At 63.8% G+C, this 22218-nt stretch carries 19 protein-coding genes; 8 read left to right on the forward strand and 11 right to left on the reverse strand.

Annotated elements, in window-relative coordinates; translation table 11 throughout:
- Positions 1 to 124: 124 nt before the first annotated feature.
- Positions 125 to 1684: a 2Fe-2S iron-sulfur cluster-binding protein gene (locus ACSSNI_RS14000; protein ID WP_200638257.1), complete on the forward strand. Its 1560-nt coding sequence runs from the start codon at positions 125 to 127 to the stop codon at positions 1682 to 1684.
- A 28-nt stretch (positions 1685 to 1712) separates the two neighbouring features.
- On the opposite strand, the gene ACSSNI_RS14005 is transcribed toward ACSSNI_RS14000, so the two are convergent.
- From ACSSNI_RS14005 to ACSSNI_RS14015, 3 genes are all read right to left on the reverse strand, one after another.
- Positions 1713 to 1958: a hypothetical protein gene (locus ACSSNI_RS14005; protein ID WP_102838076.1), complete on the reverse strand. Its 246-nt coding sequence runs from the start codon at positions 1956 to 1958 to the stop codon at positions 1713 to 1715.
- 71 nt (positions 1959 to 2029) lie between these two features.
- Entirely contained in the window at positions 2030 to 3118 is a 1089-nt protein-coding gene (trmA, locus tag ACSSNI_RS14010) for a tRNA (uridine(54)-C5)-methyltransferase TrmA (RefSeq protein ID WP_200638258.1), read from the reverse strand.
- Between the two features lie 288 nt (positions 3119 to 3406).
- Positions 3407 to 4702: an NCS2 family permease gene (locus ACSSNI_RS14015; RefSeq protein ID WP_200638259.1), complete on the reverse strand. Its 1296-nt coding sequence runs from the start codon at positions 4700 to 4702 to the stop codon at positions 3407 to 3409.
- 342 nt (positions 4703 to 5044) lie between these two features.
- Here ACSSNI_RS14015 and ACSSNI_RS14020 point away from each other — a divergent pair, with 342 nt between their 5' ends.
- The 4 genes from ACSSNI_RS14020 to ACSSNI_RS14035 all read left to right on the forward strand — a co-directional run bounded on the left by ACSSNI_RS14020 (position 5045) and on the right by ACSSNI_RS14035 (position 9589).
- Positions 5045 to 5647, forward strand: a complete 603-nt coding sequence (locus ACSSNI_RS14020) for a nucleotidyltransferase family protein (RefSeq protein ID WP_200638260.1) — start codon at positions 5045 to 5047, stop codon at positions 5645 to 5647.
- Between the two features lie 224 nt (positions 5648 to 5871).
- Complete coding sequence (locus ACSSNI_RS14025; RefSeq protein ID WP_148926922.1) at positions 5872 to 6405, forward strand: (2Fe-2S)-binding protein; 534 nt, start codon at positions 5872 to 5874, stop codon at positions 6403 to 6405.
- Positions 6402 to 7388: an FAD binding domain-containing protein gene (locus ACSSNI_RS14030; RefSeq protein ID WP_200638262.1), complete on the forward strand. Its 987-nt coding sequence runs from the start codon at positions 6402 to 6404 to the stop codon at positions 7386 to 7388. The genes ACSSNI_RS14025 and ACSSNI_RS14030 overlap by 4 nt, the downstream gene beginning before the upstream one ends.
- A complete protein-coding gene (locus ACSSNI_RS14035) occupies positions 7385 to 9589 on the forward strand; it encodes a xanthine dehydrogenase family protein molybdopterin-binding subunit (protein WP_200638264.1) in 2205 nt (734 codons plus the stop codon). Before ACSSNI_RS14030 ends, ACSSNI_RS14035 begins: the two co-directional genes overlap by 4 nt.
- A 99-nt stretch (positions 9590 to 9688) precedes the next feature.
- Here the strand turns inward: ACSSNI_RS14035 and ACSSNI_RS14040 are convergent, their stop codons facing one another.
- The 4 genes from ACSSNI_RS14040 to ACSSNI_RS14055 form a co-directional block, all read right to left on the reverse strand.
- On the reverse strand, positions 9689 to 10915 hold the full coding sequence (locus tag ACSSNI_RS14040; protein ID WP_200638266.1) for an MFS transporter: 1227 nt from the start codon (positions 10913 to 10915) through the stop codon (positions 9689 to 9691).
- 280 nt (positions 10916 to 11195) lie between these two features.
- A complete protein-coding gene (locus ACSSNI_RS14045; RefSeq protein ID WP_200638268.1) occupies positions 11196 to 11585 on the reverse strand; it encodes a carboxymuconolactone decarboxylase family protein in 390 nt (129 codons plus the stop codon).
- Between the two features lie 57 nt (positions 11586 to 11642).
- Positions 11643 to 12020 carry a MerR family transcriptional regulator gene (locus ACSSNI_RS14050; RefSeq protein WP_200638270.1) on the reverse strand — a complete coding sequence of 126 codons (378 nt, stop codon included), beginning with the start codon at positions 12018 to 12020 and terminating at the stop codon, positions 11643 to 11645.
- The gene (locus ACSSNI_RS14055; protein WP_200638272.1) at positions 12017 to 13144 is read right to left on the reverse strand and encodes a methyltransferase; all 1128 of its coding nucleotides are present in this window, start codon (positions 13142 to 13144) and stop codon (positions 12017 to 12019) included. The genes ACSSNI_RS14050 and ACSSNI_RS14055 overlap by 4 nt, the downstream gene beginning before the upstream one ends.
- A gap of 279 nt (positions 13145 to 13423) precedes the next feature.
- Between ACSSNI_RS14055 and ACSSNI_RS14060 the strand changes: the two genes are divergently transcribed.
- Positions 13424 to 14200, forward strand: coding sequence for a ferredoxin--NADP reductase (locus tag ACSSNI_RS14060; RefSeq protein ID WP_200638274.1), 777 nt, complete (start codon positions 13424 to 13426; stop codon positions 14198 to 14200).
- 13 nt (positions 14201 to 14213) lie between these two features.
- On the opposite strand, the gene ACSSNI_RS14065 is transcribed toward ACSSNI_RS14060, so the two are convergent.
- Entirely contained in the window at positions 14214 to 15134 is a 921-nt protein-coding gene (locus ACSSNI_RS14065; protein WP_200638276.1) for a choline sulfate utilization transcriptional regulator, read from the reverse strand.
- A gap of 112 nt (positions 15135 to 15246) precedes the next feature.
- Between ACSSNI_RS14065 and betC the strand changes: the two genes are divergently transcribed.
- Together betC and choX are read left to right on the forward strand one after the other, a co-directional pair.
- A complete protein-coding gene (gene betC, locus ACSSNI_RS14070) occupies positions 15247 to 16752 on the forward strand; it encodes a choline-sulfatase (RefSeq protein ID WP_200638278.1) in 1506 nt (501 codons plus the stop codon).
- A 107-nt stretch (positions 16753 to 16859) separates the two neighbouring features.
- Entirely contained in the window at positions 16860 to 17747 is an 888-nt protein-coding gene (gene choX / locus ACSSNI_RS14075) for a choline ABC transporter substrate-binding protein (protein WP_234484584.1), read from the forward strand.
- Between the two features lie 523 nt (positions 17748 to 18270).
- Here choX and betA read toward each other — a convergent pair.
- From betA to betI, 3 genes are all read right to left on the reverse strand, one after another.
- Positions 18271 to 19983 (reverse strand): choline dehydrogenase, encoded by a 1713-nt coding sequence (gene betA / locus ACSSNI_RS14080; RefSeq protein ID WP_200638282.1) that lies wholly within the window; start codon positions 19981 to 19983, stop codon positions 18271 to 18273.
- 80 nt (positions 19984 to 20063) lie between these two features.
- Positions 20064 to 21536, reverse strand: coding sequence for a betaine-aldehyde dehydrogenase (betB, locus tag ACSSNI_RS14085; RefSeq protein WP_200638284.1), 1473 nt, complete (start codon positions 21534 to 21536; stop codon positions 20064 to 20066).
- A gap of 41 nt (positions 21537 to 21577) precedes the next feature.
- Entirely contained in the window at positions 21578 to 22165 is a 588-nt protein-coding gene (gene betI, locus ACSSNI_RS14090; RefSeq protein WP_200638285.1) for a transcriptional regulator BetI, read from the reverse strand.
- Positions 22166 to 22218 lie beyond the last annotated feature (53 nt).

The following is a 22218-nucleotide window of genomic DNA, read 5'->3' on the forward strand; positions in this document are numbered from 1 at the left end:
TGGATGAGCGCAGCCTAGGCGCCCCGCCTTACGCCAAGCTGAATCTAGCCAGGTGATGGCATTCAGCTTGGCTTCAGCTGCGGGGCATACAAGGGAGGCATTCCCTATACCGAGGATTGCCGCCGTGGCTGCCTTCAACCGCTTTCGCTTGTTTCACTGGTTACTGGCCGGTTTCTTTCTTGGCGTCTATCTGAGCGGCGACGACGCAGAGCTGCTGCATATCTGGCTGGGCTATGGCCTGGTGGCATTGCTGATGTGGCGCCTATTGATTGTGCCGCTGCGCCTGCGCGGTTTTCCAAAGCTGCTGCCGCCGAAGGGGCAGCGCCGTAAGCCCGGCCTGTCGGCAATCGGCAAGTGGCTGACGGTCGGCGCGCTGGCGAGCTTTGCGTTGGCCAGCCTGATTGGGTTGGGGATGGTCGATAACGGCGACGTGCTTGGCGCATTGCCCGGCGTCGGCGCGGAGGTGTTCGGCGCCGCCAGCGACATCGACTTCATCGTCTGGCTGGATGAACCCGACGAAATGCACGAATTATTCGCCAACCTGGGACTGTGGCTGATCGGCCTGCATGTCGGTTACGTGCTGCTGTTTCGCCGCAAGATGGTGTGGCCGATGCTGCGCGGCCCGTCCTCGGCAGGACCGGCTCGGAGCCCGAGCACGACGTTGACTGCACCCGCACCAGCTCCCGTCTCAGGGGAGTTCACCCGGCTGCGCATCGCCTCACGCCAGGCCGAAACCGCCGACAGCTGCTCATTCATCCTGCAGGTCCCGGCCGCCCAGCGCGCACGCTTTGCCGCGCAGCCGGGGCAGTTCCTCACGCTGAAGGTGCCCTGTGGCGAGATGCCGCTGCTGCGCTGCTATTCGCTGTCGCAGCGGCCGCAGGGTGATGGCGCGCTGCGCATCACCGTCAAGCGCGTGCCTGGCGGGCGCGCATCGAACTGGCTGCTGGATACCCTGCAGGCGGGCGACTGTATCGAGGCGCTGCCGCCGGCCGGCCTGTTTGTGCCGCGCAACCTGGATGACGATCTGCTGCTGCTCGGTGCAGGCAGCGGTATCACGCCGCTGATGGCGATCCTGCAGGCGGCGCTGGTCGAGGGTAGCGGGCGGGTGTGCCTGTTCTGCGCCAGCCGCGATGCCGCTTCGCTGATCTTTGCCGAGGAGCTGGCTGAATGGTCCGCGCGATATCCCGAGCGCCTACAGCTTTGCATCTGGCTGGATGCAGAACAGGGCGTGCCTAGCGGCCCGGCCATTGCCGCGATGATTGCCGGTTGGGCTGCCGCCGACGCCTTTGTCTGCGGGCCGCAACCGTTCATGAACGCCGCCAGCGCCGCGCTGAGTGAACTGGGCGTGGAGGCCGCTCGCATCCATCTGGAGCGTTTTGGTACTGCTGTGTCGGCCGCCGCGCCGGGCGCACGGCGGAGTCGCCTGAAGGTGGCGCTCGACGGCCGTCATTATGAGCTGGATGTACGGCGCGGTGAGGTGCTGCTGGAGGCGATGGAACAGGCTGGCCTGCAACCACCGAATGCCTGCCGCTCGGGCGTCTGCGCCGTATGCAAATGCCGGGTGGTGGAAGGCAGCGTAAGGATGCGCAGCAATCAGGTGTTGAGCGAGCAGGAAGTACATCAGGGTTGGGCGCTGGCTTGCCAGGCCGAACCGAGGAGCGCCGAACTGCAGGTTGAGTACTGACGAGCGGATCTGCGAGTCCTAAGGCGGGTTACGCCTCAGCCTTGTCCACTTGGCCGGCCGCAAAGGCCAAGACCATGCCGCGGCCTGGCGGCGCGGAAATCGCTGGTCGCTCGCCACCCTGCGGCGCGGTGTGGCGAGGCGGGGTCAACGCTCCGTCATCGGCAGCTCGTGTGGCTGCCAGGCTGTCCACGAGCCGGGTCTCGATGTCATAGACGATGCGCAGGCCTTTTTCGCGCGTCGGGCCGGGGCTGCCGATCGGCTCGAGCATCAGCACCTATGCATCTCCGTAACGGCCGGATGGTGACAGAAGTAGAACGCCGACGAGTGTCGGCGTTTACCCGGTGGTCATTTGCGAACCAACAACACACCCGACTCCATGTGGTGCGTGTAGGGAAACTGGTCGAACAGGGCGCAGCGCTCGATGCGGTGGGTGTCGTGCAGCTGGGCGATGTTCGCCGCGAGGGTTTCCGGGTTGCAGGAAATGTAGAGGATGCGCTCGAAGCGGCGGGTCAGTTCGCAGGTGTCCGGGTCCATGCCGGCGCGGGGCGGATCGACGAACACGCTGCCGAAGGTGTAGCTCTTCAGGTCGATCCCCGCCAGGCGGCGGAACGGGCGCACTTCGTTCAGTGCCTGGGTCAGTTCCTCGGCCGACAGGCGAACCAGGCTGACGTTGTCGATGCCATTGTCATCGAGGTTGGCCAGCGCCGCGTTCACCGAGGACTTGCTGATCTCGGTCGCGAGCACCTTGGGCACCCGGGTTGCCAGCGGAAGGGTGAAGTTACCGTTACCGCAATAGAGTTCGAGTAGGTCGTCGTTTCGCTCGCCAAGGACGTCGTAGGCCCAGTTCAGCATCTTCTGGCACACCTCGCCGTTGGGCTGGGTGAAAGCGCCTTCGGGTTGGCGGTAGCTGAAGGTCCGCCCCGCAACGGTCAGCTGCTCGGTGACGTAGTCGCGGCCAATGACGATGCGCTTGCCTTTGGAGCGACCGACGATACTCACGCCAAGCTTCTCCGCGAGCTGTTCAGCTTCGGTCTGCCAGGCGTCGTTGAGCGGGCGGTGATAGGCGAGGGTGATCAGCGCGTCGCCGGACAGCGTGGTCAGAAATTCGACCTGGAACAGCTTGAAGCTCAGCGTCTCGCTGGCTTGCCAGGCGGCCTTGAGCTGCGGCATCAGCTCATTGATGCGGCGACTGGCGATAGGGAAGCTGTCGATCAGGATCGGCGTGTGCTTGTCGCCCTGCTCGAACATCGCGTAGTGGCGCTGGCCGTCTTCGCGCCACAGGCGGAACTCGGTGCGCAGGCGATAGTGTTCACGCGGTGAGTCGAAGACGTCCGGCGCGGGTGCGTCGAAGGGCGTCAGCAGTTCTACCAGCCGCGCGGCTTTCTCGGCGAGTTGGGCGTCGTAAGTGGCGGGATCGAACTGCGGAGCGCTCATGGGGACCCTTGGAGTAGTAGGTAAATCGTAGGGTGGATCGGGGCGCGCAGCTGGCGCTTCATCCATCCACCGTCTCCGCATGAAAGGTGGATGAAAAAAACGCCATCCACCCACGCAACCGGAGGGCGCGGATTGTACGGTCGTCAGCTCGGGTTGTCAGGACCGCTCGGGTCCTGCTCGGGGCTGCTTTGGTGGGCTGAGGCGGAAAGCCGCCCGGCCCACCCTAAGGTCGTCCCGAACGCAGGGTGCGGCCGGACGGGGTTCCGCTCCAACGGCAGGACGCGGCTGTCAGCCGGCGAACCAGCCCAGCTTGATCACGAACAGGATCGACAGGATCCACATCGCCGGGCTCAGGTCGCGCCAGCGGCCGGCCAGCAGCTTGATCGCGGTCCAAGCGATAAAGCCGAAGGCGATGCCGTTGGCGATGGAGAAGGTCAGCGGCATGGCCAGGGCGGCAATGGCCACCGGTGCGGCGACGGTGAGGTCTTCCCAGTCGATGTTGACCAGGCTGCTCATCATCAACACAGCAACAAACAACAGTGCCGGTGCGGTGGCGTAAGCCGGAACGGCGCCGGCCAGCGGGGCGAAGAACAGGCTGAGCAGGAACAGCAGGGCGACCACGCACGCGGTCAGGCCGGTGCGGCCACCGGCGCTGATGCCGGCGGCGGATTCGATGTAGCTGGTGGTGGTTGATGTGCCCAGGGCTGCGCCGGCCATGGTCGCGGTGCTGTCAGCCAGGAGGGCGCGGCCCAGGCGAGGCATGCGACCGTCCTTGTCCAGCAGATTGGCCTTTTGCGCCACGCCAATGAGCGTGCCGGAGGTGTCGAACAGGTCAACGAACAGGAAGGCAAAGATCACGCTGATCAGGCCGATGTCCAGCGCGCCCATGATGTCCAGTTGCATGAAGGTCGGCACCAGCGAAGGCGGCATCGACATGACGCCGTTGAGCTCGGAGAGGCCGAGGACGATCGACAGCACGGTGACCACCAGGATGCCGATCATCACCGCGCCGGTGACCTTGCGGTAAGCCAGGGCGGCAATCAGGAAGAAGCCCAGGCAGGCCAGCAGCGGGCCGCCGGCAGTCAGGTCACCCAGGCCGACCAGCGTGGCAGGATTGTCGACCACGATGCCGGCGTTTTTCAGCGCGATGATCGCCAGGAACAGGCCGATACCCGCTGCGATGCCCGAACGCAGCGCCAGCGGAATGCTGTGGATGATCCACTCGCGGATCTTGAAGATCGACAGCAGAAAGAAGATCGCGCCCGACAGGAACACCGCACCCAGCGCGGTCTGCCAGGTGTAGCCCATGGTCAACACCACGGTGTAGGTGAAGAAGGCGTTCAGGCCCATGCCCGGCGCCAGGGCGATCGGGTAGTTGGCAACCAGGCCCATGATCGCCGAGCCGATGGCCGCGGCCAGGCAGGTGGCGACGAATACCGCGCCGTGATCCATGCCGGTTTCGGCGAGGATGCTCGGGTTGACGAAGAGGATGTAGGCCATCGTCAGGAAGGTGGTGAGACCGGCGAGGATCTCGGTGCGCAGCGTGGTGTTGTGCGCCTTGAGTTGGAACAGCTTCTCCAGCATTTTGATTCCTCTTCTTGCCGGTCGATGATGCGTTGGGGTTGTCTCTCTGGACGACTTGCTCGTTACAGCAAAGCTTATCCGGGCGATGCCCGCAAAAGCGGCGCATCTTACACCGTCGTTCCAGCCGGTTGAATGTGATTAGAGTGACCCGTCGGTTCTGCTACGTTGGGCTCTGCCACCTCTGAGGCTGGCGCCTGTCCAAAGAGCCAACGGGTGCATCACGCGCCTGTGTCTGCACTGCGGTTTTCGAGGGTGAGATGTTCAAAAGATGCAGCCAAGAGTTCGGGCAGCCAGGTAGTCGAGGCCGCGGCTGGGGCGGAACCACCGCAAAGGAGCCTGTCTATGCCTGAGCCGATCATGGGGCTGTGCACGCTGGTGCTGGCAGCCGGCCAGGGCAGCCGCTACCGCGAGCTTGTCGATCAAGACAAGCTGCTCGCGCCCAGCCGTGATGCGCCTGCTGCACCCGGCGTGCTGGCCTCGACGCTCGAGTCGCTGGCAGGGGTCACGGAGCGACTGGTGGTGGTCACCCGCGAGGATAATCTTGCGCTGCGCGCGTGGCTTGATCAGCGGGCCGGATCGTTCGGTGCCGAGGTCTTTACGGTGCGCAGCAACGGCCTGGGCCACAGCCTGGCGCAGGCCATTGCGCAGTATCCGGCCGAGCAGGGCTGGCTGGTTGCGCTTGGGGACATGCCTTATATCCGCCGCGAAACCATCCGTGGCATTGCCGCTGAAATCCGCCAGGAGCGGCTGGTGGTGCCGCGCCATGTCGGGCAGCTTGGTCATCCGCGAGGCATCGGTAGTTGCTACCGCTCTCAGGTAATGGCACTCGACGGCGATCGCGGCGCGCAAGCCTTGTTCAGCGCGGGCCCAGTCACCGAAGTCGAGGTTGATGATGTTGGTGTGCTGCAGGACATCGACCGACCAGAGGATCGCCGAGACGCCTGAGGCCGGCGCGGTGCCGATCAGCGGTCGGTGCCTCGCGGGCTGCGGTTGAAGGGCCCAGCACAAACCTGTCGGCCCCTTCCGGTTCCTTCCGGCCCATCAGCTGAACGTTTTTTCCGACGTGGCAGTCGTACCCCTAAGCGCACGGACAGCGCACCTAATGCCTGAAGTTTTCGGCGATCCTGCACAGAACAGGCAGCCGAAGACTCCCAAACCGTGAGGCTGCCATGAGCGAAACATCTACCGCTGCAGGTGGGATTTCCGCCTGTTCCATTACCCTCCAACTGAACGGCCAGCGCCGCGAAGTCGAGGTCTATCCCTGGACCACACTGCTTGATCTGCTGCGCGAACAACTGCACCTGACGGGCACCAAGAAGGGCTGTGACCACGGCCAGTGCGGCGCCTGCACCGTGCTGCTCAACGGCAAGCGCATCAACAGCTGCCTGACCCTGGCCGTGATGCACGACGGCGCCCAGCTGACCACCATCGAAGGGCTGGCTGAGGGCGAGGAGCTGCACCCGATGCAAGCCGCCTTCGTCAAACACGACGCCTTTCAGTGCGGCTATTGCACGCCCGGGCAGATCTGCTCGGCGGTGGGCATGGTGGCCGAAGGACGGGTGCAATCGCGCGATGACCTGCGTGAGCAGATGAGCGGCAACGTCTGCCGCTGTGGCGCCTATCCGAACATCGTCGCAGCCATCGAGGATGCGACCGAAGAGACACGCGAGCGGCTTGCCGGTGCGAAGGAGGTGACGCCATGAATCCCTTCAGCTACGCACGCCCAAGCAGCGTCGAAGAAGCCATCGGGCAGTTCCGGCCGGAAAGCCGTTACATCGCCGGCGGCACCAACCTGCTCGATCTGATGAAGGAAAACGTCACCCGTCCGTCGCAGCTGATCGACATCACCCAGCTGCCGCTGGCGGATATTGAGGAGACGCCCGAGGGCGGTCTGCGCATCGGTGCGCTGGTCAGCAATGCGGATCTGGCCTGGCATCCGCTGGTGGAAGCACGCTATCCGCTCTTGTCACAGGCCATCCTGGCGGGCGCCTCGCCGCAGTTGCGCAACATGGCCACCACCGGCGGCAATCTGCTGCAGCGCACCCGTTGCTACTACTTCTACGATGCCACCACACCGTGCAACAAGCGCGAGCCCGGTACCGGCTGCTCGGCGCGCGAGGGCCTCAATCGCATCCACGCGATTCTCGGCCACAGCGACGCCTGCATCGCCGTCCATCCCTCCGACATGTGCGTGGCGATGGCGGCACTGGAGGCGGTGGTGCATGTGCAAGGGCAACGCGGCGAACGGCGCATTCCCATGGCCGACTTCCACCGCTTGCCGGGCCATGCGCCCGAGCAGGACAACACCCTGGTCGATGGCGAGCTCATCACTGCGGTCGAGTTGCCGCCACAGGACTTCTCCGCGCACAGCAGCTACCTCAAGCTGCGTGATCGTGCCTCCTATGCGTTTGCCCTGGTTTCGGTCGCTGCTGCACTGGAGATGGACGGCGACAGCATTCGCAGTGCCCGCATCGCCATGGGCGGCGTGGCGCACAAGCCTTGGCGCAAGAAGGAAGCGGAGGCGGCGCTGGTTGGCAAGACGGCTGACGAGGCTGCGTTCAGCGCCGCTGCCGACATTCTGCTCGAGGGTGCCAGCGGTTTCGAACACAACGCCTTCAAGATCGAACTGGGCCACCGCGCCATCGTCCGCGCCCTGACAGACGCCGCCAAAGGAGCCGCCCAATGAAACCAGCCAATTCCCCGTTCGGGCAGCCGCTCAACCGCGTCGATGGCCCGCTGAAAGTCACGGGTCAGGCGCATTACGCCGGTGAGTTCGATGTGCCCGGCCTGCTCTATGGCAGCGTGGTCAACAGCAGTATCGCGCGTGGTCGAATCATCAGCATCGACGCCAGCGCGGCCGAAGCGGTGCCGGGCGTTGCGCTGGTGTTGACCCACCAGAACCGTCCGCCCATTGCGAGCTACGACGATCCTTACGAGGACGACGATGCCGCCGACGGCTCGCCGTTCCGACCGCTGTTCAACGACCGTATTCTCTACAGCGGCCAGCCGATCGCGCTGGTCGTGGCGGAAAATCTCGAGCTGGCCCGTTATGCCGGCAGCCTGGTGCGCGTCGAGTACGAGCGCGAGCCCCATCACACCGACCTGCTCAGCGAACTGGAAACCATGCACAAGGCACCGGCTGACCTGCCGGAGCCGCGCGGTGACGTGGACAGCGCCCTGGCCAGCGCGCAGTTCAAGGTGGACGTGCAGTACACCACGCCGGTCGAGCACCACAATCCGATGGAGCCGCATGCCTCGACCGTTCACTACTTTCCCGAAGGCAACCTGGAAATCTACGACAAGACCCAGGGCGTGCAGAACTGCATGCGCTATCTGGAAGGCGTGTTCGACATGGAGGGCAAGATCCGCATCCTCTCGCCGTTTGTTGGCGGTGCCTTCGGTTCCGGCTTGCGTCCTCAGTACCAGCTGACGCTGGCGGTGATGGCGGCGCTCAAGCTAAAGCGTTCGGTGCGTGTCACCCTCAAACGCCAGCAGATGTTCACCTTTGGCTATCGTCCGCGCACTGTGCAGCGGCTGTCGATTGGCGCAAACGCCAGCGGAGAACTGCAGGCCATCACCCACCAGGCGATCGGTCAGACGTCCAGCTTCGAGGATTTCACCGAGCATGAGGTCGAGTGGTCCGGGATGCTCTACAAGTGCCCGAACGCCAGGCTCGACTATCAACTGGTGCCACTGGACGTCTACACGCCGCTGGACATGCGTGCGCCGGGCGCGACCATTGGCGTTTACGCCCTGGAAAGCGCCATGGATGAACTGGCCTACGCAGCGAACATCGACCCGCTGCAGTTGCGCCTGACCAACTACTCCGAGCGCAACGCCAACGAAGACAAGCCGTATTCCAGCAAGGAGCTGCGTCAGTGCTACGAGCAGGGCGCCGAGCGCTTCGGCTGGTCACGCCGTTCCATGGCGCCGCGCTCCATGCGCGATGGCAACCAGCTGATCGGCTGGGGCATGGCTACCGGGGTGTGGGAGGCCATGCAGATGCCAGCCGCCGCCAAGGCGTGCATGGAGCCCGACGGTCGGCTGGTGGTCAGCAGCGCCACCTCCGACATCGGTACTGGCACCTACACCGTCATGACCCAGATTGCCGCCGCGGCGATGGGCCTGCCCATGGAGCAGGTCGAGTTTCGCCTGGGTGATTCGAACCTGTCGCAGGCGCCGCTTGAGGGTGGCTCCTTCACGGTGTCTTCCGTTGGCACAGCCGTGCAGCAGGCGTGTGAAGGGCTGCAGGCGAAATTGCTCGACGCAGCGCAGCAGGCGCCGGTATCGCCTTTCACCGGGGCCAAGCTCGAGGATGTCGAGTTCGTCGACGGTCAGATGCGCTTGAAGGCCTCGCCAGAACATTGGGTCGAGTTGGCGGAGATCATCGCCGCCAACGGCGTGATCGAGTCGGAAGTCAGTGCCAAGCCGGGCGAAAAACGCAGTGAATACTCGATCTCTACGCATTCGGCGATCTTCGTTGAGGTGCGTGTGGACGAATCGCTGGGCACGGTGAAAGTCAGTCGCGTGGTCAGTGCCGTAGCGGCCGGGCGCGTGGTCAATCCGAAGACCGCGGGTAACCAGATCGCCGGCGGTGTGGTCTGGGGCATCGGCCAGGCGCTGCATGAGGAAACCATGATCGACCACAACCTCGGTCGTTACATGAACCACAACCTGTCCGAGTACCACGTCCCGATCAATGCCGATATCAATGACATCGACGTGTTCTTCGTCGAGGAGAAGGACGAAATCGTCAACGCGCTGGGCTCCAAGGGCGTCGGCGAAATCGGCATCGTCGGCGTGGCGGCGGCGGTGGGCAACGCCATCTACCATGCCACCGGCAAGCGGGTGAGGGACTTGCCGATTACCTTGGACAAGGTGTTGTAACCGGCCAGCCACGTGGAAAAGGCTGCGCCGTTTCCACCCTACGGTTGGCAGGCAACGGCTGTAGGGTGGAAGACCGCGAAGCGTCTTCCACCGAAACCGCTAATCCAGATCCCGATGTAGCTGGTCGCGGTTGGCCAGCGTCGGGAACAGCTTCATCCAGGTACCGGTGATAATCAGCGTGCCGACGCCACCGAGCACTACTGCCGGCACCGTGCCGAACCAGTGCGCCGTCAGGCCTGACTCGAATTCACCGAGCTGGTTGGACGCGCCAATGAATAGCCCATTGACTGCACTCACCCGGCCGCGCATCGCGTCCGGCGTTTCCAGCTGCACGAACGCCCCGCGGATCACCATGCTGATCATGTCCGCCGCGCCGAGAACGGCGAGCACGCCCATCGAGAGCCAGAACGAGGTCGACAGGCCGAAGGCGATGGTGGCCAGGCCGAACACCGCGACAGCGGCGAACATGACTCGGCCGACGCGCTTGTTGATCGGGTAACGCGCCAGCCAGAACGACATCAGCAACGCACCCACCGCGGGTGCCGAGCGCAGCAGCCCGAGCCCCCAGGGGCCGGTGAGCAGGATGTCCTTGGCGAACACCGGCAACAGCGCAGTGGCGCCACCCAGCAGCACGGCGAACATGTCCAGCGAGATGGCGCCGAAGATGTCCGGTCGGCTACGGATGAAACGCATCCCCGCGAGCAGATTGTCCATCGCCGGGCCGGTTTGTTTGGGCGGTGCCGGGCGTTTCGGCAGGCTCAGCATCAGGCTGCAGGCGAGGGCGAACAGCAGCGCGACCGGGACATAGACCCACAGCGGACCGATGGCGAAGAGCAGGCCGCCCAATGCCGGCGCGACGATGGTCGCCGTTTGCATGGCCGAGGATGAGGCGGCCACGGCAGCGGGAAACAGTTGGGTGGGCACCAGGCTGGGCAACAGTGCCTGGGTGGCGGGCCCTTCAAAAGCGCGCGCGCTGCCCAACAGAAAGGCCAGCACGAAGATCATCTCGCGGGTGACGCCAAGCCCACCGGCACCGAGCACCAAGGCCAACGCAATCAGGCCTTGCAGGGCCTGACACAGTGCCGCGACACGGCGGCGGTCGAAGCGGTCGGCGACGTGTCCGGTCCAGAGGATGAACAGCAGACGGGGAAAGAACTCAGCCAGCCCGACCAGCCCGAGATCCAGCACGCTCCCGGTCAGCTCGTACATGTGCCAGCCAATGGCCACGGCCAGCATCTGAAAGCCGCTGGCGGTGAACACGCGAGCAAACCAGAACTTGATGAAGGGGCGTTGGTGGCGCAGCAGGAGTTTGGCGTGTATGGACATCAGGTCGAGGCGCAAGGTGGGCAGTGGCGCAGATTAGCATTCAGTCGCGGTGGCGCTTTGAGGGAATCTGCCTGTTGAAAGCCGCACAGGGGAGACGAACGGGGTTTTGCCTGGCCCGCCAGCAGTCGAGACAGGTTGCGCTGGTGGGCTGAAGCCCACCCTACTTAGAAGAATACGCGTCGACTTTCCGCCGTAGGGTGGGCTTTAGCCCACCGTAGACGAGTTTTGGTGTCCGTGGCGGACTGGGTTCACCAATGCGCATGCAATCAGGCGTCGGGCTTCATTCAGGCAACAACCCGCGCTCTGCAAACACCGCCTTGGCGGTCGCCATGCCGTTCAATGCTGCAGGGAAACCGGCATAAACCGCCATCTGGATGATCACCTCAACGACCTGCTCCGGCGTGCAGCCGACGTTCAGCGCGCCGTGGATGTGCACGGCCAGCTGCGGTTGGCAATGGCCGAGCGTGGTCAGTGCTGCGACCGTGGCGAGCTCACGCTGGGGCAGGTCGAGGCCGGGGCGTTGGTAGATATCGCCGAAGGGGAATTCAATGACGTAACGGGCCAGATCCGGGGCGATGGCTTGCAGGCTGTCAATGACCTTGCGGCCGGCTTCGCCGTCGATTTCTTCGAGTTTGGCCAGGCCTTCGGTATAGCGGATCGATGCAGGCATGAATCAGTCCTCTCGGTTGGGTGAGAGGAAAGCCTGCGGGTTGGAGTCGACTCTAAGTCAAGCGGTTGTTTGCTGGCGATACAACTCGATCTTTTTCTGCAGCGCATCAAGGTGCTCACGGTCGCGCTGGAGACGTTCCTGCAGCTTCGCGGCGTGGGCTACGAGCAGTGCCTGACGCGCCTCAAGCGTGGAATCGCCAAGCTCGCGCAGATCGGCGTAGCGGATGATGTCGTCCAGCGCCATGTTCGTTTCTTTCAGACGCAAGATGAAACCGACCCATTCCAGATCGCGCGGGCCGTACACTCGACAGCCGCGGGCATCCCGAGCGACATGCCGCAGCAGGCCGATCTTTTCGTAGTAACGCAGGGTGTGGGCGGACAGGCCGGTTCGAGCGGCAAACTGCTGCACGCTCATCCGAACCGGCGTGTCGCTCATGGTTTGATCGCCCGCAAGATCACGAATTTCGGCGTCGCCGCGACCTGCTCGACCTTGCCAAACAGCCGCTTGAGCTTGAGGTGATAACCGAGGTGGCGGTTGCCGACGATCCATAGCTCGCCGCCTTTGCACAGTGCCGTTTTGGCCTGGGTGAACATCCGCCAGGCGAGAAAGTCGCCGACGACCTGCTGCTGATGGAAAGGGGGATTGCACAGCACCAGATCCAGCGAATCCATCGGCTGCTCGGCCAACCCATCGCCGGCGCGGATGTCGGCGGGCCGATCGCCGTGGATGGCCTGCCAGTTTTCCCGCGCCGACTGCACCGCCATGTAGCTCTCGTCCACCAGCGTCATCTGTGCTTGCGGATTGCCCAGCGCGTAGACGATGCCGAGCACACCATTGCCACAGCCCAGATCTGCGGCGCGCAGGTTGCCGAGCGCCTTGGGCAGATGCGGAAGAAAAGCCCGAGTGCCGATATCGAGGTCTTCGCGGCAGAACAGGTTGGCGTGGTTGAGCAGCTCGAGGGCTGGCTGATCAAGGCGATAGCGGGTCGGGTAGGGCGAGTGGGGTACGGGCTTGTCTTCGGGCGTTGCGGTGAGCAGACGCGCTTTCTTGACCGCCAGCGAGGCCTGCACCGGGCCGATGTATTTCTCCAGCAGGTCGCCGGCCGCGCGTGGCAGATGCTTGATCATCGCGGCGGCGATCACCTGAGCACCTGGCGCCAGCTGGCCGTGCAGCCGGATCAGCTGTTCCTCCAGCAAGGCAAGGGTCTTCGGTACGCGGATCAACACGCGGTCGAACGGACCCTGCGCCACTTCACTGGCTGGAACGAACGTCACGGCGTCGTCGGCCAGCGCGTTGCGCTGCAGGTTCTTTTCCAGCGCCAGGTGTGCCAGGTGCGAATCGCCGCTGCTGGTGACCTGTACATGCTGCGCCAGCGCACAGGCCAGGGCGCCGAAGCTGTCGTTGAGGATCAGTACCCGCGTTGTCGCAGCCAAGCCTTGCTCGTGCAGCTGCGCCAACAGGTATTCGTCAGCCGCATCGAACGCCTGCAAGGGTTCGTTGGGCTGTTCGGGCTGGCGGACCAGGTCGAGGCGGGCGTAGGGTGATTCGAGAATAGGCATAAGAACTGGCGGTGTTTATAGGCGTCGGAATGGAGTATCAAGGTCCCAGGCCGCGGAAAAACTAACTGCGTTGGCAATACTGCGTTAGAACCAGCCTCCAGAAAGTCGCTTGCGACTAACGCGCTTCAGCGCGGCCCGGAGGGCGAACGAAGTGAGTCATGCTCATTTAGAAAAACTAAACTCCGCTTCTTCGGCTGTTTCTGCCTTGTCTTGCCTGCCTCGTCTACGTTTTTCCACGGCCTGGGCACGTGGTTCGCCCAAGTTCGGAAGGAGTGAAGTATGACCGCCAGCGAAGAGAAGTTCACCCGCCAGCGTCTGCTCGAGGTGCAGACGCTGACGCCCAATCTGTTCACCTTACGTACCACCCGCGACCCGGGGTTTCGCTTCAACGCCGGGCAATTCGCGCGCCTGGGCGTCCGCAAGCCGAGCGGCAGCATCGTCTGGCGCGCCTATTCGATGGTCTCCGCGCCGCACGATGAGTTTCTCGATTTCTTCTCCATCGTGGTGCCGGGCGGCGAATTCACCAGCGAGCTGAGCCGCCTCGAACCCGGCGACGAGTTACTGGTGGACAAGCAGGCGTTCGGCTTTTTGACCCTCGACCGCTTCATCGACGGCCCCGACCTGTGGCTGCTGGGCACCGGTACCGGCATCGCGCCGTTTCTTTCGATCCTGCAGGACTTCGAAGTCTGGCAGCGGTTCGAGCGGATCATTCTGGTCTACAGCGCGCGCACGGTATCGGAACTGGCGTATCAACAGCTGATACGCGACCTGCCGCAGCGCGACTATCTGGAAGGGCTCGGCTCGAAGCTGACCTACCTGCCGGTGGTGACCCGCGAGCAGGTGCCTGGCGCGCTGCACGGTCGCGTCACCACGCTGATCGAGAGCGGCGAGCTGGAACGGGCCGCCGATCTGAAGCTGGAGCCGGAGCACTCGCGCATCATGCTCTGTGGTAACCCGCAGATGATCGAGGACACCCGCACTCTGCTGAAAACACGCGACCTCAACCTGAGCCTGACCCGGCGGCCGGGTCAGGTGGCGGTGGAGAATTACTGGTGACAGGCCGGCGGGATCAACGCTCGGGTCCGTCTTCGATCAGTTCGGCCTGTAGCCAGGTCACGAAGCTGCCGATCAGGCGCTGGCGCCGTTTGCGCTCGGGCAGCACGACGTAATAGCCGAACTCGGTTCGCACGCTTTCGCTGCAGACGCGGCAAAGCAGACCCTGCGCCAGGAGTTCATCGACCAGATGACGCCAGCCGATGGCGACGCCCTGGCCAGCGATCGCCGCCTGGATCAACAGGGTGTAATTGTCGAAGCGCAACATGCCCGAACTTGGGTTCTCGGTGATCCCGAGCGCGCGAAACAGGTTGTTCCAGTCGACCCAGCGTGAGCGGCTTTCCGGTCGCAAATGCAGCAGCGGCAGCCGCGAAAGCGCCGTCGGCGCCAGAGGCGTGGTCTCATTTTTCAGCAGCAGCGGGCTGCAGACGGGATAGACCTCCTCGTGAAACAGCAGATGCGCCTCGCCATGCCTGGAGCGGCCGTCGCCGAAGACGATGGCTACGTCGGTTTCCGAAGGCAGCACGCCCAGCCCACGCTCGCTGGTCACCAAGCTGACGTCCACCTCCGGATGCAACTGGTGAAAACGCTCCAGGCGCGGCATCAGCCAGTACGCGGCGAAGGCGAAATCGGTCGCGACCTGGAGCACCTCATGCTGCTGCTGCGCGGTGACCGCGGCAAGGCCAGCGTCCAGCGTGCCCAGACCCTGCTGTACATAGCTCAGCAGCAGCTCGCCGGCCTCGGTGAGGACGATGCCGCGATAGACGCGGTCGAACAGGCGAACCGCCAGCTGCTGTTCCAGACGCTTGATCTGCTGACTGATAGCCGGCTGTGTGCTGCCCAGCTCCAACGCGGCGGCGGTAAAGCTCTGTTGACGTGCAGCGGATTCGAATACCCGCAGCGTGTCCAGGGCGATGTGATCGAGACGGTTACGCATAAGCTTTGCTTATCCTAGTCATAGCGCGTGGCCGGGTTTACCGCAGAGTTATAGGGTCCAGACTCTGCATGACGCAATTTCGCATAAAAACAAGGCATGGACCGTTCGCACTATGAAGCGCCCCAACATTCTGTTCATCATGGCCGACCAGATGGCCGCTCCGATCCTGCCGATGCATGACCCGGCGTCGCCGATCAAACTGCCGCATCTCTCGCAACTGGCCGCCAGCGGCGTGGTGTTCGATTCGGCCTATTGCAACAGCCCGCTCTGCGCGCCGTCGCGCTTCACCTTGGTCAGTGGCCAACTGCCCAGCAAGATCGGCGCTTACGACAATGCTGCCGATTTTCCGGCCGACGTGCCGACCTACGCGCACTACCTGCGGCGGCTCGGTTATCGCACAGCGCTGTCCGGCAAGATGCATTTTTGCGGCCCCGATCAGCTGCACGGCTATGAGGAGCGGCTGACCAGCGACATCTATCCTGCCGACTATGGCTGGGCAGTGAACTGGGACGAGCCAGAGGTACGCCTGAGCTGGTACCACAACATGTCGTCGGTGCTGCAGGCCGGGCCCAGCGTGCGTACCAATCAGATGGATTTCGATGAGGAGGTGGTGTTCAAGGCGCAGCAGTACCTCTACGACTTCGTGCGCTCCGATAGCCACCAGCCGTTCTGCCTGACGGTCTCGATGACTCACCCGCACGATCCTTACACAATTCCCGAAGAGTACTGGAACCGCTACCGGGAAGAGGACATCCCGCTGCCGCGCCAGAGCATCGCCCAGGACGAGCAGGACCCGCACTCGCAGCGCCTGCTCAAGGTCATTGATCTGTGGGGCAAATCGCTGCCCGAACAGAAGATCAAGGATGCCCGCCGCGCTTACTTCGGCGCCTGCAGCTACATCGACGACAACGTTGGCAAGCTGCTGAAAACGCTCGAGGCGTGTGGCCTGGCCGAGGACACCATCGTGGTGTTCTCCGGTGACCATGGTGACCAGTTGGGCGAGCGGGGCCTCTGGTACAAGATGCACTGGTTCGAGATGGCCGCTCGCGTGCCGCTGATCATCCGTGCCCCGGGAATCGATCCGGCACGGATCGGCGCCTCGGTGTCGACCGCCGACCTGTTGCCGACCCTGGTTGAGCTGGCGGGCGGCACGCTGGAGGCCAACCTGCCGCTCGATGGTCGCTCGCTGCTGCCGCACCTGACCGGCCACGAGGGGCATGACGAGGTGTTCGGCGAATACATGGCCGAAGGCACCCTCAGCCCGCTGATGATGATCCGGCGCGGCGCCTACAAATTCATCTATTCGGAGCAGGATCCCTGTCTGTTGTTCGATCTGGTGAACGACGCGCAGGAGCGCGAGAACCTGATGAACTCCGCCGATCACCAGGTGCTTGCCGACGCCTTCCTGGCCGAGGCGCGGCAGCGCTGGGATATCCCGGCCATCCATGACCAGGTGCTCGCCAGCCAGCGCCGGCGGCGTCTGGTCAGCGAAGCGCTGAGCCTGGGCAAACTGACCAGCTGGGATCACCAGCCCTGGGTCGATGCCAGCCAGCAATACATGCGTAACCACATCGATCTGGACGATCTCGAGCGTCAGGCTCGCTACCCTAGACCCTGACATACAGCGCCGCTGCCCTCAGGCCGCGCGATACGGAACCCTTTCGAGCAGAGAGAAGGCAGAAGGACATGAGAAAAACGATAAGTGCAGTCATTGCCGGCAGCGTGATGTTGGCCGCCACGGGGCTTCAGGCTCAGGAAGACAAACAATGCGCCACGGTGCGTCTGGGCGATCCGGGCTGGAGTGACATCGCCGTCACCAATGGCATCGCGAGCCTGCTGCTCGAGGGCCTCGGTTACAAGCCGAAGGTCATGACCCTCGGCGTGCCGATCATCTTCGCCGGGCTGACCAAGGATCAGCTCGATGTCTTCCTGGGCAACTGGATGCCGGCGCAGCAGGACAACTACGACAAGTTCGTGGCCAGCGGTGAGATCGACGAGCACAGCGTCAACCTGACCGGTACCGAATACACCCTGGCGGTACCGACTTCGGTGTGGAGCGAGGGGGTAAAACGTTTCGAGGACCTGGACACGCACGCCGAGCTGTTCGACAAGACGATCTACGGGATCGCTGCCGGTGCGCCGGCGAATCTGTCGATCCAGAAGATGATCGAGCAAGACGAGTTCGGGCTGGGCGACTGGCGGCTGGTTGAATCCAGCGAGCAGGCGATGCTGGTGCAGGTCGGCCGCGCGGTGAAGCGCGACAAGGGCGTGGTCTTTCTCGGCTGGACGCCGCACCCGATGAACGTGCAGTACGACATCAAGTACCTCAAGGGTGGCGAGGCCTATTTCGGCGAGAGCGGCACGGTCAATACGTTGGTGCGCAAGGGCTATGCCGCACAGTGCCCGAATGTCGGCAAACTGCTGAGCAACCTCAAATTCACCCAGGAGATGGAGAACGCCATCATGGACGAGGTGCTGGCCAGAAACGCCAGCAACGACGCGGCGGTGAAGGCCTGGGTCAAGGCTCATCCCGAGGTGCTCGAAGGCTGGCTGCAAGGCGTCACGACCCGAGAGGGTGAAGACGGACTGGCCGCGGTGAAAGCCTCGCTCTGAGGTGTGCTGCGTAAGGCGGGCAAACGGAGCCCGGCGTCTGATATAACCGTCCCGGAACCTTCAGGTTCGCAGGGTGGATCACGCTTCATCGATCCACCGGGCGGTGGCAGAGGTGGATGAAAAGAGCGTCATCCACCCTACGTCATGAACGCTTGGTTCAACGATGCCTGATCCCTGGATGCGCGGGGCACTCGGCATTCTCCTCCGTGCCCCTCCATCAGCCTAGAAACACCGCGAAGCGTTTCATCCATAACGGGCACGAGCAGCTTTGTAGGGTGGATCACGCTTCATCGATCCACCGGGCGGAGGCAAAGGTGGAAAAAAGAGCGTCATCCACCTTACGTTATGGACGCCTGGTTAAGCGTTGCCTGATTCCTGAATACTCGCGGGGCACTCGGTATCCTCCTCCGTGCGCGCCCATCATCTTTCGAACACCGCTAAGCGTTCCCCATCAATACCCGAGCCGCCATCGCAGTGGTTGTTGAACGCAATCTCTCAACATCCACTGCGGCGAGTCCGGCGCTTAGACGCTTGTCGCCCTGAGTGCGGCCTCCGGTTGTGGCTGCGGTACGCTGCGCGCCGGGGCGTTTGCGGCGACGTAGTAGGACGCGGTGCTGCGGGGCAGCGGCGTGCGGCCGCGGATCCGGTCGGCGAGCTTCTCGGCCATCATGATGGTGGGTGCGTTGAGGTTGCCGGTGGTGATCAGCGGCATGATCGAAGCGTCGATCACCCGCAGCCCGTTGAGGCCGTGTACGCGGCCCTGACCGTCGACCACCGCCATGTCGTCCTCCCCCATCTTGCAGGAGCAGGACGGATGGAAGGCGGTTTCGGCGTGCTGGCGGACAAACTCATCCAGTTCGGCATCGCTCTGGACATCCGCGCCGGGGCTCAGCTCGCGACCGCGATAAGGGTCCAGCGCCGATTGCGCCATGATTTCCCGGGTGATGCGGATGCCGTCGCGGAATTCCTGCCAGTCCTGCTCGCAGGACATGTAATTGAACAGAATGCTCGGGTGCTGGCGCGGGTCCCTTGACCGTGCATGTACGCGCCCGCGGCTGGGCGAGCGCATGGAGCCGACGTGGGCCTGGAAGCCGTGCTCCTTTACCGCATTGCTGCCGTTGTAGTTAATCGCCACCGGCAGGAAGTGGTACTGGATGTTCGGCCATTCGAACTCGGCGCGTGAGCGAATGAAGCCGCCGGCCTCGAACTGATTGCTGGCGCCGATGCCTTTGCCGAGGAACAGCCATTCGGCGCCGATCAGCGGCTGGTTGTGCATCTGCAGGGCGGGGTAGAGCGAGACCGGCTGTTTGCAGGCGTACTGCAGGTACATCTCCAGGTGGTCCTGCAGGTTGGCGCCTACGCCCGGAAGCTCGTGGACGATCGGGATGCCGAGTTCGCGCAGCAGTGCGCCCGGGCCCACGCCCGAGCGTTGCAGGATCTGCGGCGAGGCGATGGCGCCGCTGCAGAGCAGCACTTCGCGGCGGGCGTGGACGGTCACTGGTGTGTCGCTGGTGCCGTGCAGGTAGGCCGCGCCGATGGCCCGCTTGCCGCTAAACAGGATGCGATCGGTCAGCGCATGGGTCACGATGGTCAGGTTCGGCCGGCCACGGGCCATGTCCAGATAGCCGCGCGCGGTGCTGGCGCGACGGCCGTTGGGGGTGACCGTGCGGTCCATCGGGCCGAAGCCTTCCTGGCGATAGCCGTTGAGGTCGTCGGTTTCCGGATAACCGGCCTGCACGCCGGCCTCGATCATGGCGCGGAACAGGGGGTTGTTGCCGGGCTTGGGCGTGCTCACGCTCACCGGACCGTCGCCGCCGTGGTAATCGTTGGGGCCGATGTCGCGGGTCTCGGCCTTGCGGAAGTAGGGCAGGCAGTCGAGGTAGCTCCAGTCTTCCAGACCGGGCGCCTTGGCCCAGCCGTCGTAGTCCATGGCGTTGCCACGGATGTAGCACATGCCATTGATCAGCGAGGAGCCACCCAGGCCCTTGCCGCGACCACATTCCATGCGGCGGTTGTTCATGTGCGGTTCGGAGTCGGTCTCGTAGGCCCAGTTATAGCGCCGGCCCTGTAGCGGAAAGGCGAGCGCGGCGGGCATCTGGGTACGGAAGTCCATCCGATAGTCGGGGCCTCCGGCTTCGAGCAGTAGCACGCTGACGTCGGCGTCTTCGGTCAGCCGGGTAGCCAGCACGTTACCGGCCGAGCCGGCGCCGATGATGATGTAGTCAAATTCCTTCACAGCCGCATTCTCCCGAATGGAGACCGGCAGTCTCGCGCCATCAGCAGGCACGAGAGCACGGCCCTTGCTTACGTTGCCGGTCAGAACGCCGAGACGAATTCGCCCAGTTCGACCTGTATCGACTTGGTGCGCGTGTAGTGCGCCAGGGTCGTCAGGCCGTTCTCGCGGCCTACGCCGGATTGCTTGTAGCCGCCTACGGGCATTTCGGCAGGCGATTCGCCCCAGGTGTTGATCCAGCAGATGCCCGCTTCGAGCTGATGAATGACCCGATGCGCACGTGCCAGATCCTGGGTGACGATTCCTGCGGCGAGGCCGTAGTCGGTGTCATTGGCACGGCGGATCACTTCCGCTTCGTCGTCAAAGATCAGGATGCTCATCACCGGACCGAAGATTTCCTCACGCACGATGCGCATCTCATCCCGGCAGTCACTGAACACGGTCGGCGCGACATAGGCGCCCTTGGCGTATTCGCCTTCGGTCACCCGCGTTCCGCCGCAAAGCAGGCGCGCACCCTCGGCACGGCCCGACTCGATGTAATCGAGCACGCTGTCCATGTGTGCGTAGCCCACCAGCGGGCCGAAGTTGGTTCGCTCATCCTGCGGATCACCCAGGCGGATACGCTTGACCCGCTCGAGCACCTTGGCTTCGAACCGCGCCTGCAGCGAACGCGGGATGAACACGCGGGTGCCGTTGGTGCACACCTGGCCGGCGCTGAAGAAGTTGGCCATGACCGCGATGTCTGCCGCACGGTTGAGATTGGCGTCTTCGAAGATGATCAGCGGCGACTTGCCGCCCAGTTCCATGGTCACGTCCTTGAGCGAGGAGCTGGAAGCGCTGGCCATGACCTGCTTGCCGGTGCGAGTGCCGCCGGTGAAGGAGATCTTCTCGATGCCCGGGTGCTCGGTGAGCCAGGTGCCGACTTCTCGGCCGCTGCCGGTGAGAACGTTGAACACGCCGTCCGGCAGGCCTGCCTCGGTATATATCTCGGCCAGCTTCAACGTGGTCAAGGAGGTCATTTCGCTGGGCTTGAAGATCATGGCGTTGCCGGCGGCCAGGGCCGGCGCGGACTTCCACAGCGCGATCTGGATCGGGTAGTTCCAGGCACCGATGCCCGCCACCACACCCAGCGGCTCGCGGCGGGTATAAACGAAACTGGTGTCGCGCAATGGGATTTGCTCGCCTTCGATGGCCGGAACCAGACCCGCGTAATACTCCAGTACATCGGCGCCGGTGACGATGTCCACGGCGCGGGTTTCGGTCAGTGGCTTGCCAGTGTCGAGGGTTTCCAGTTCGGCCAGTTCGTCGTTGCGTTCGCGCAGGATGTCCACCGCACGGCGCAGGATGCGTGAGCGCTGCATGGCGGTCATGGCGGCCCAGACCTTTTGTCCGGCAGCAGCGCTGGCGACCGCCTTGTCGACGTCATCACGCGAGGCTCGCTGCAATTCGGCGAGTACTTCGCCGGTCGCCGGGTTGACCGTCTCGAAGGTCGCGCCCCTGGTGGCGTCGACGTAACGGCCATCGATATAGAGTTGCTGCTGCTCGAAACGGGGCATGGTCATCCTCGCGCGGTGCGTGTGGAGAGGTGGGGAGCAGCTCAGCGGTTAGCCAGGAGCTGATCCAGGTAGTCGTCGGCCAGTTGCAGCGCCTGCTCGATGTCGAAGTCATCGCCGGCCAGCGCACCGCGCAACCAGAGACCGTCGATCAGTGCTGCCATGCCGCGCGCGGCCGAGCGTGCCTTTTCCTGGGGCAGGACACGGCGGAACTCGCAGCAGAGATTCGAATACAGGCGGTGGTCGTTGATTCGCTGCAAGCGGTGCAGGGAGGGCTGGTGCATGCTGAACGCCCAGAACGCCAGCCAGGTCTTCATCGCCGGGCCATTGACCTGGCTGTCGTCGAAGTTGCCTTCGATGATGGCTTTCAGATGTGCGCGAGGACTGTCGTCGGCAAGCTGCTCGCGGCGCGTGCGAACGGCCTGGTTGAGCGCCTTCATCAGGTGCCGCATGGTCGCTTCGAGCAGGCCGTTCTTGTCCTGGAAGTAGTGCGCGATGATGCCGTTCGACACCCCTGCCAGGCGCGCAATCATGGAGATGCTGGCGTCGCTCATGCCGACCTGGTCCACCGCCTCGAGCGTCGCGGTTATCAGCTGCTTGCGCCTTATAGGCTGCATACCAAGCTTGGGCATTTTTTGAGAATCCGGTCAGGTTTAGACTGGCAAACAGACTAGAGTCTTTTTAT

The sequence above is a fragment of the Stutzerimonas tianxiuensis genome (assembly GCF_053470365.1).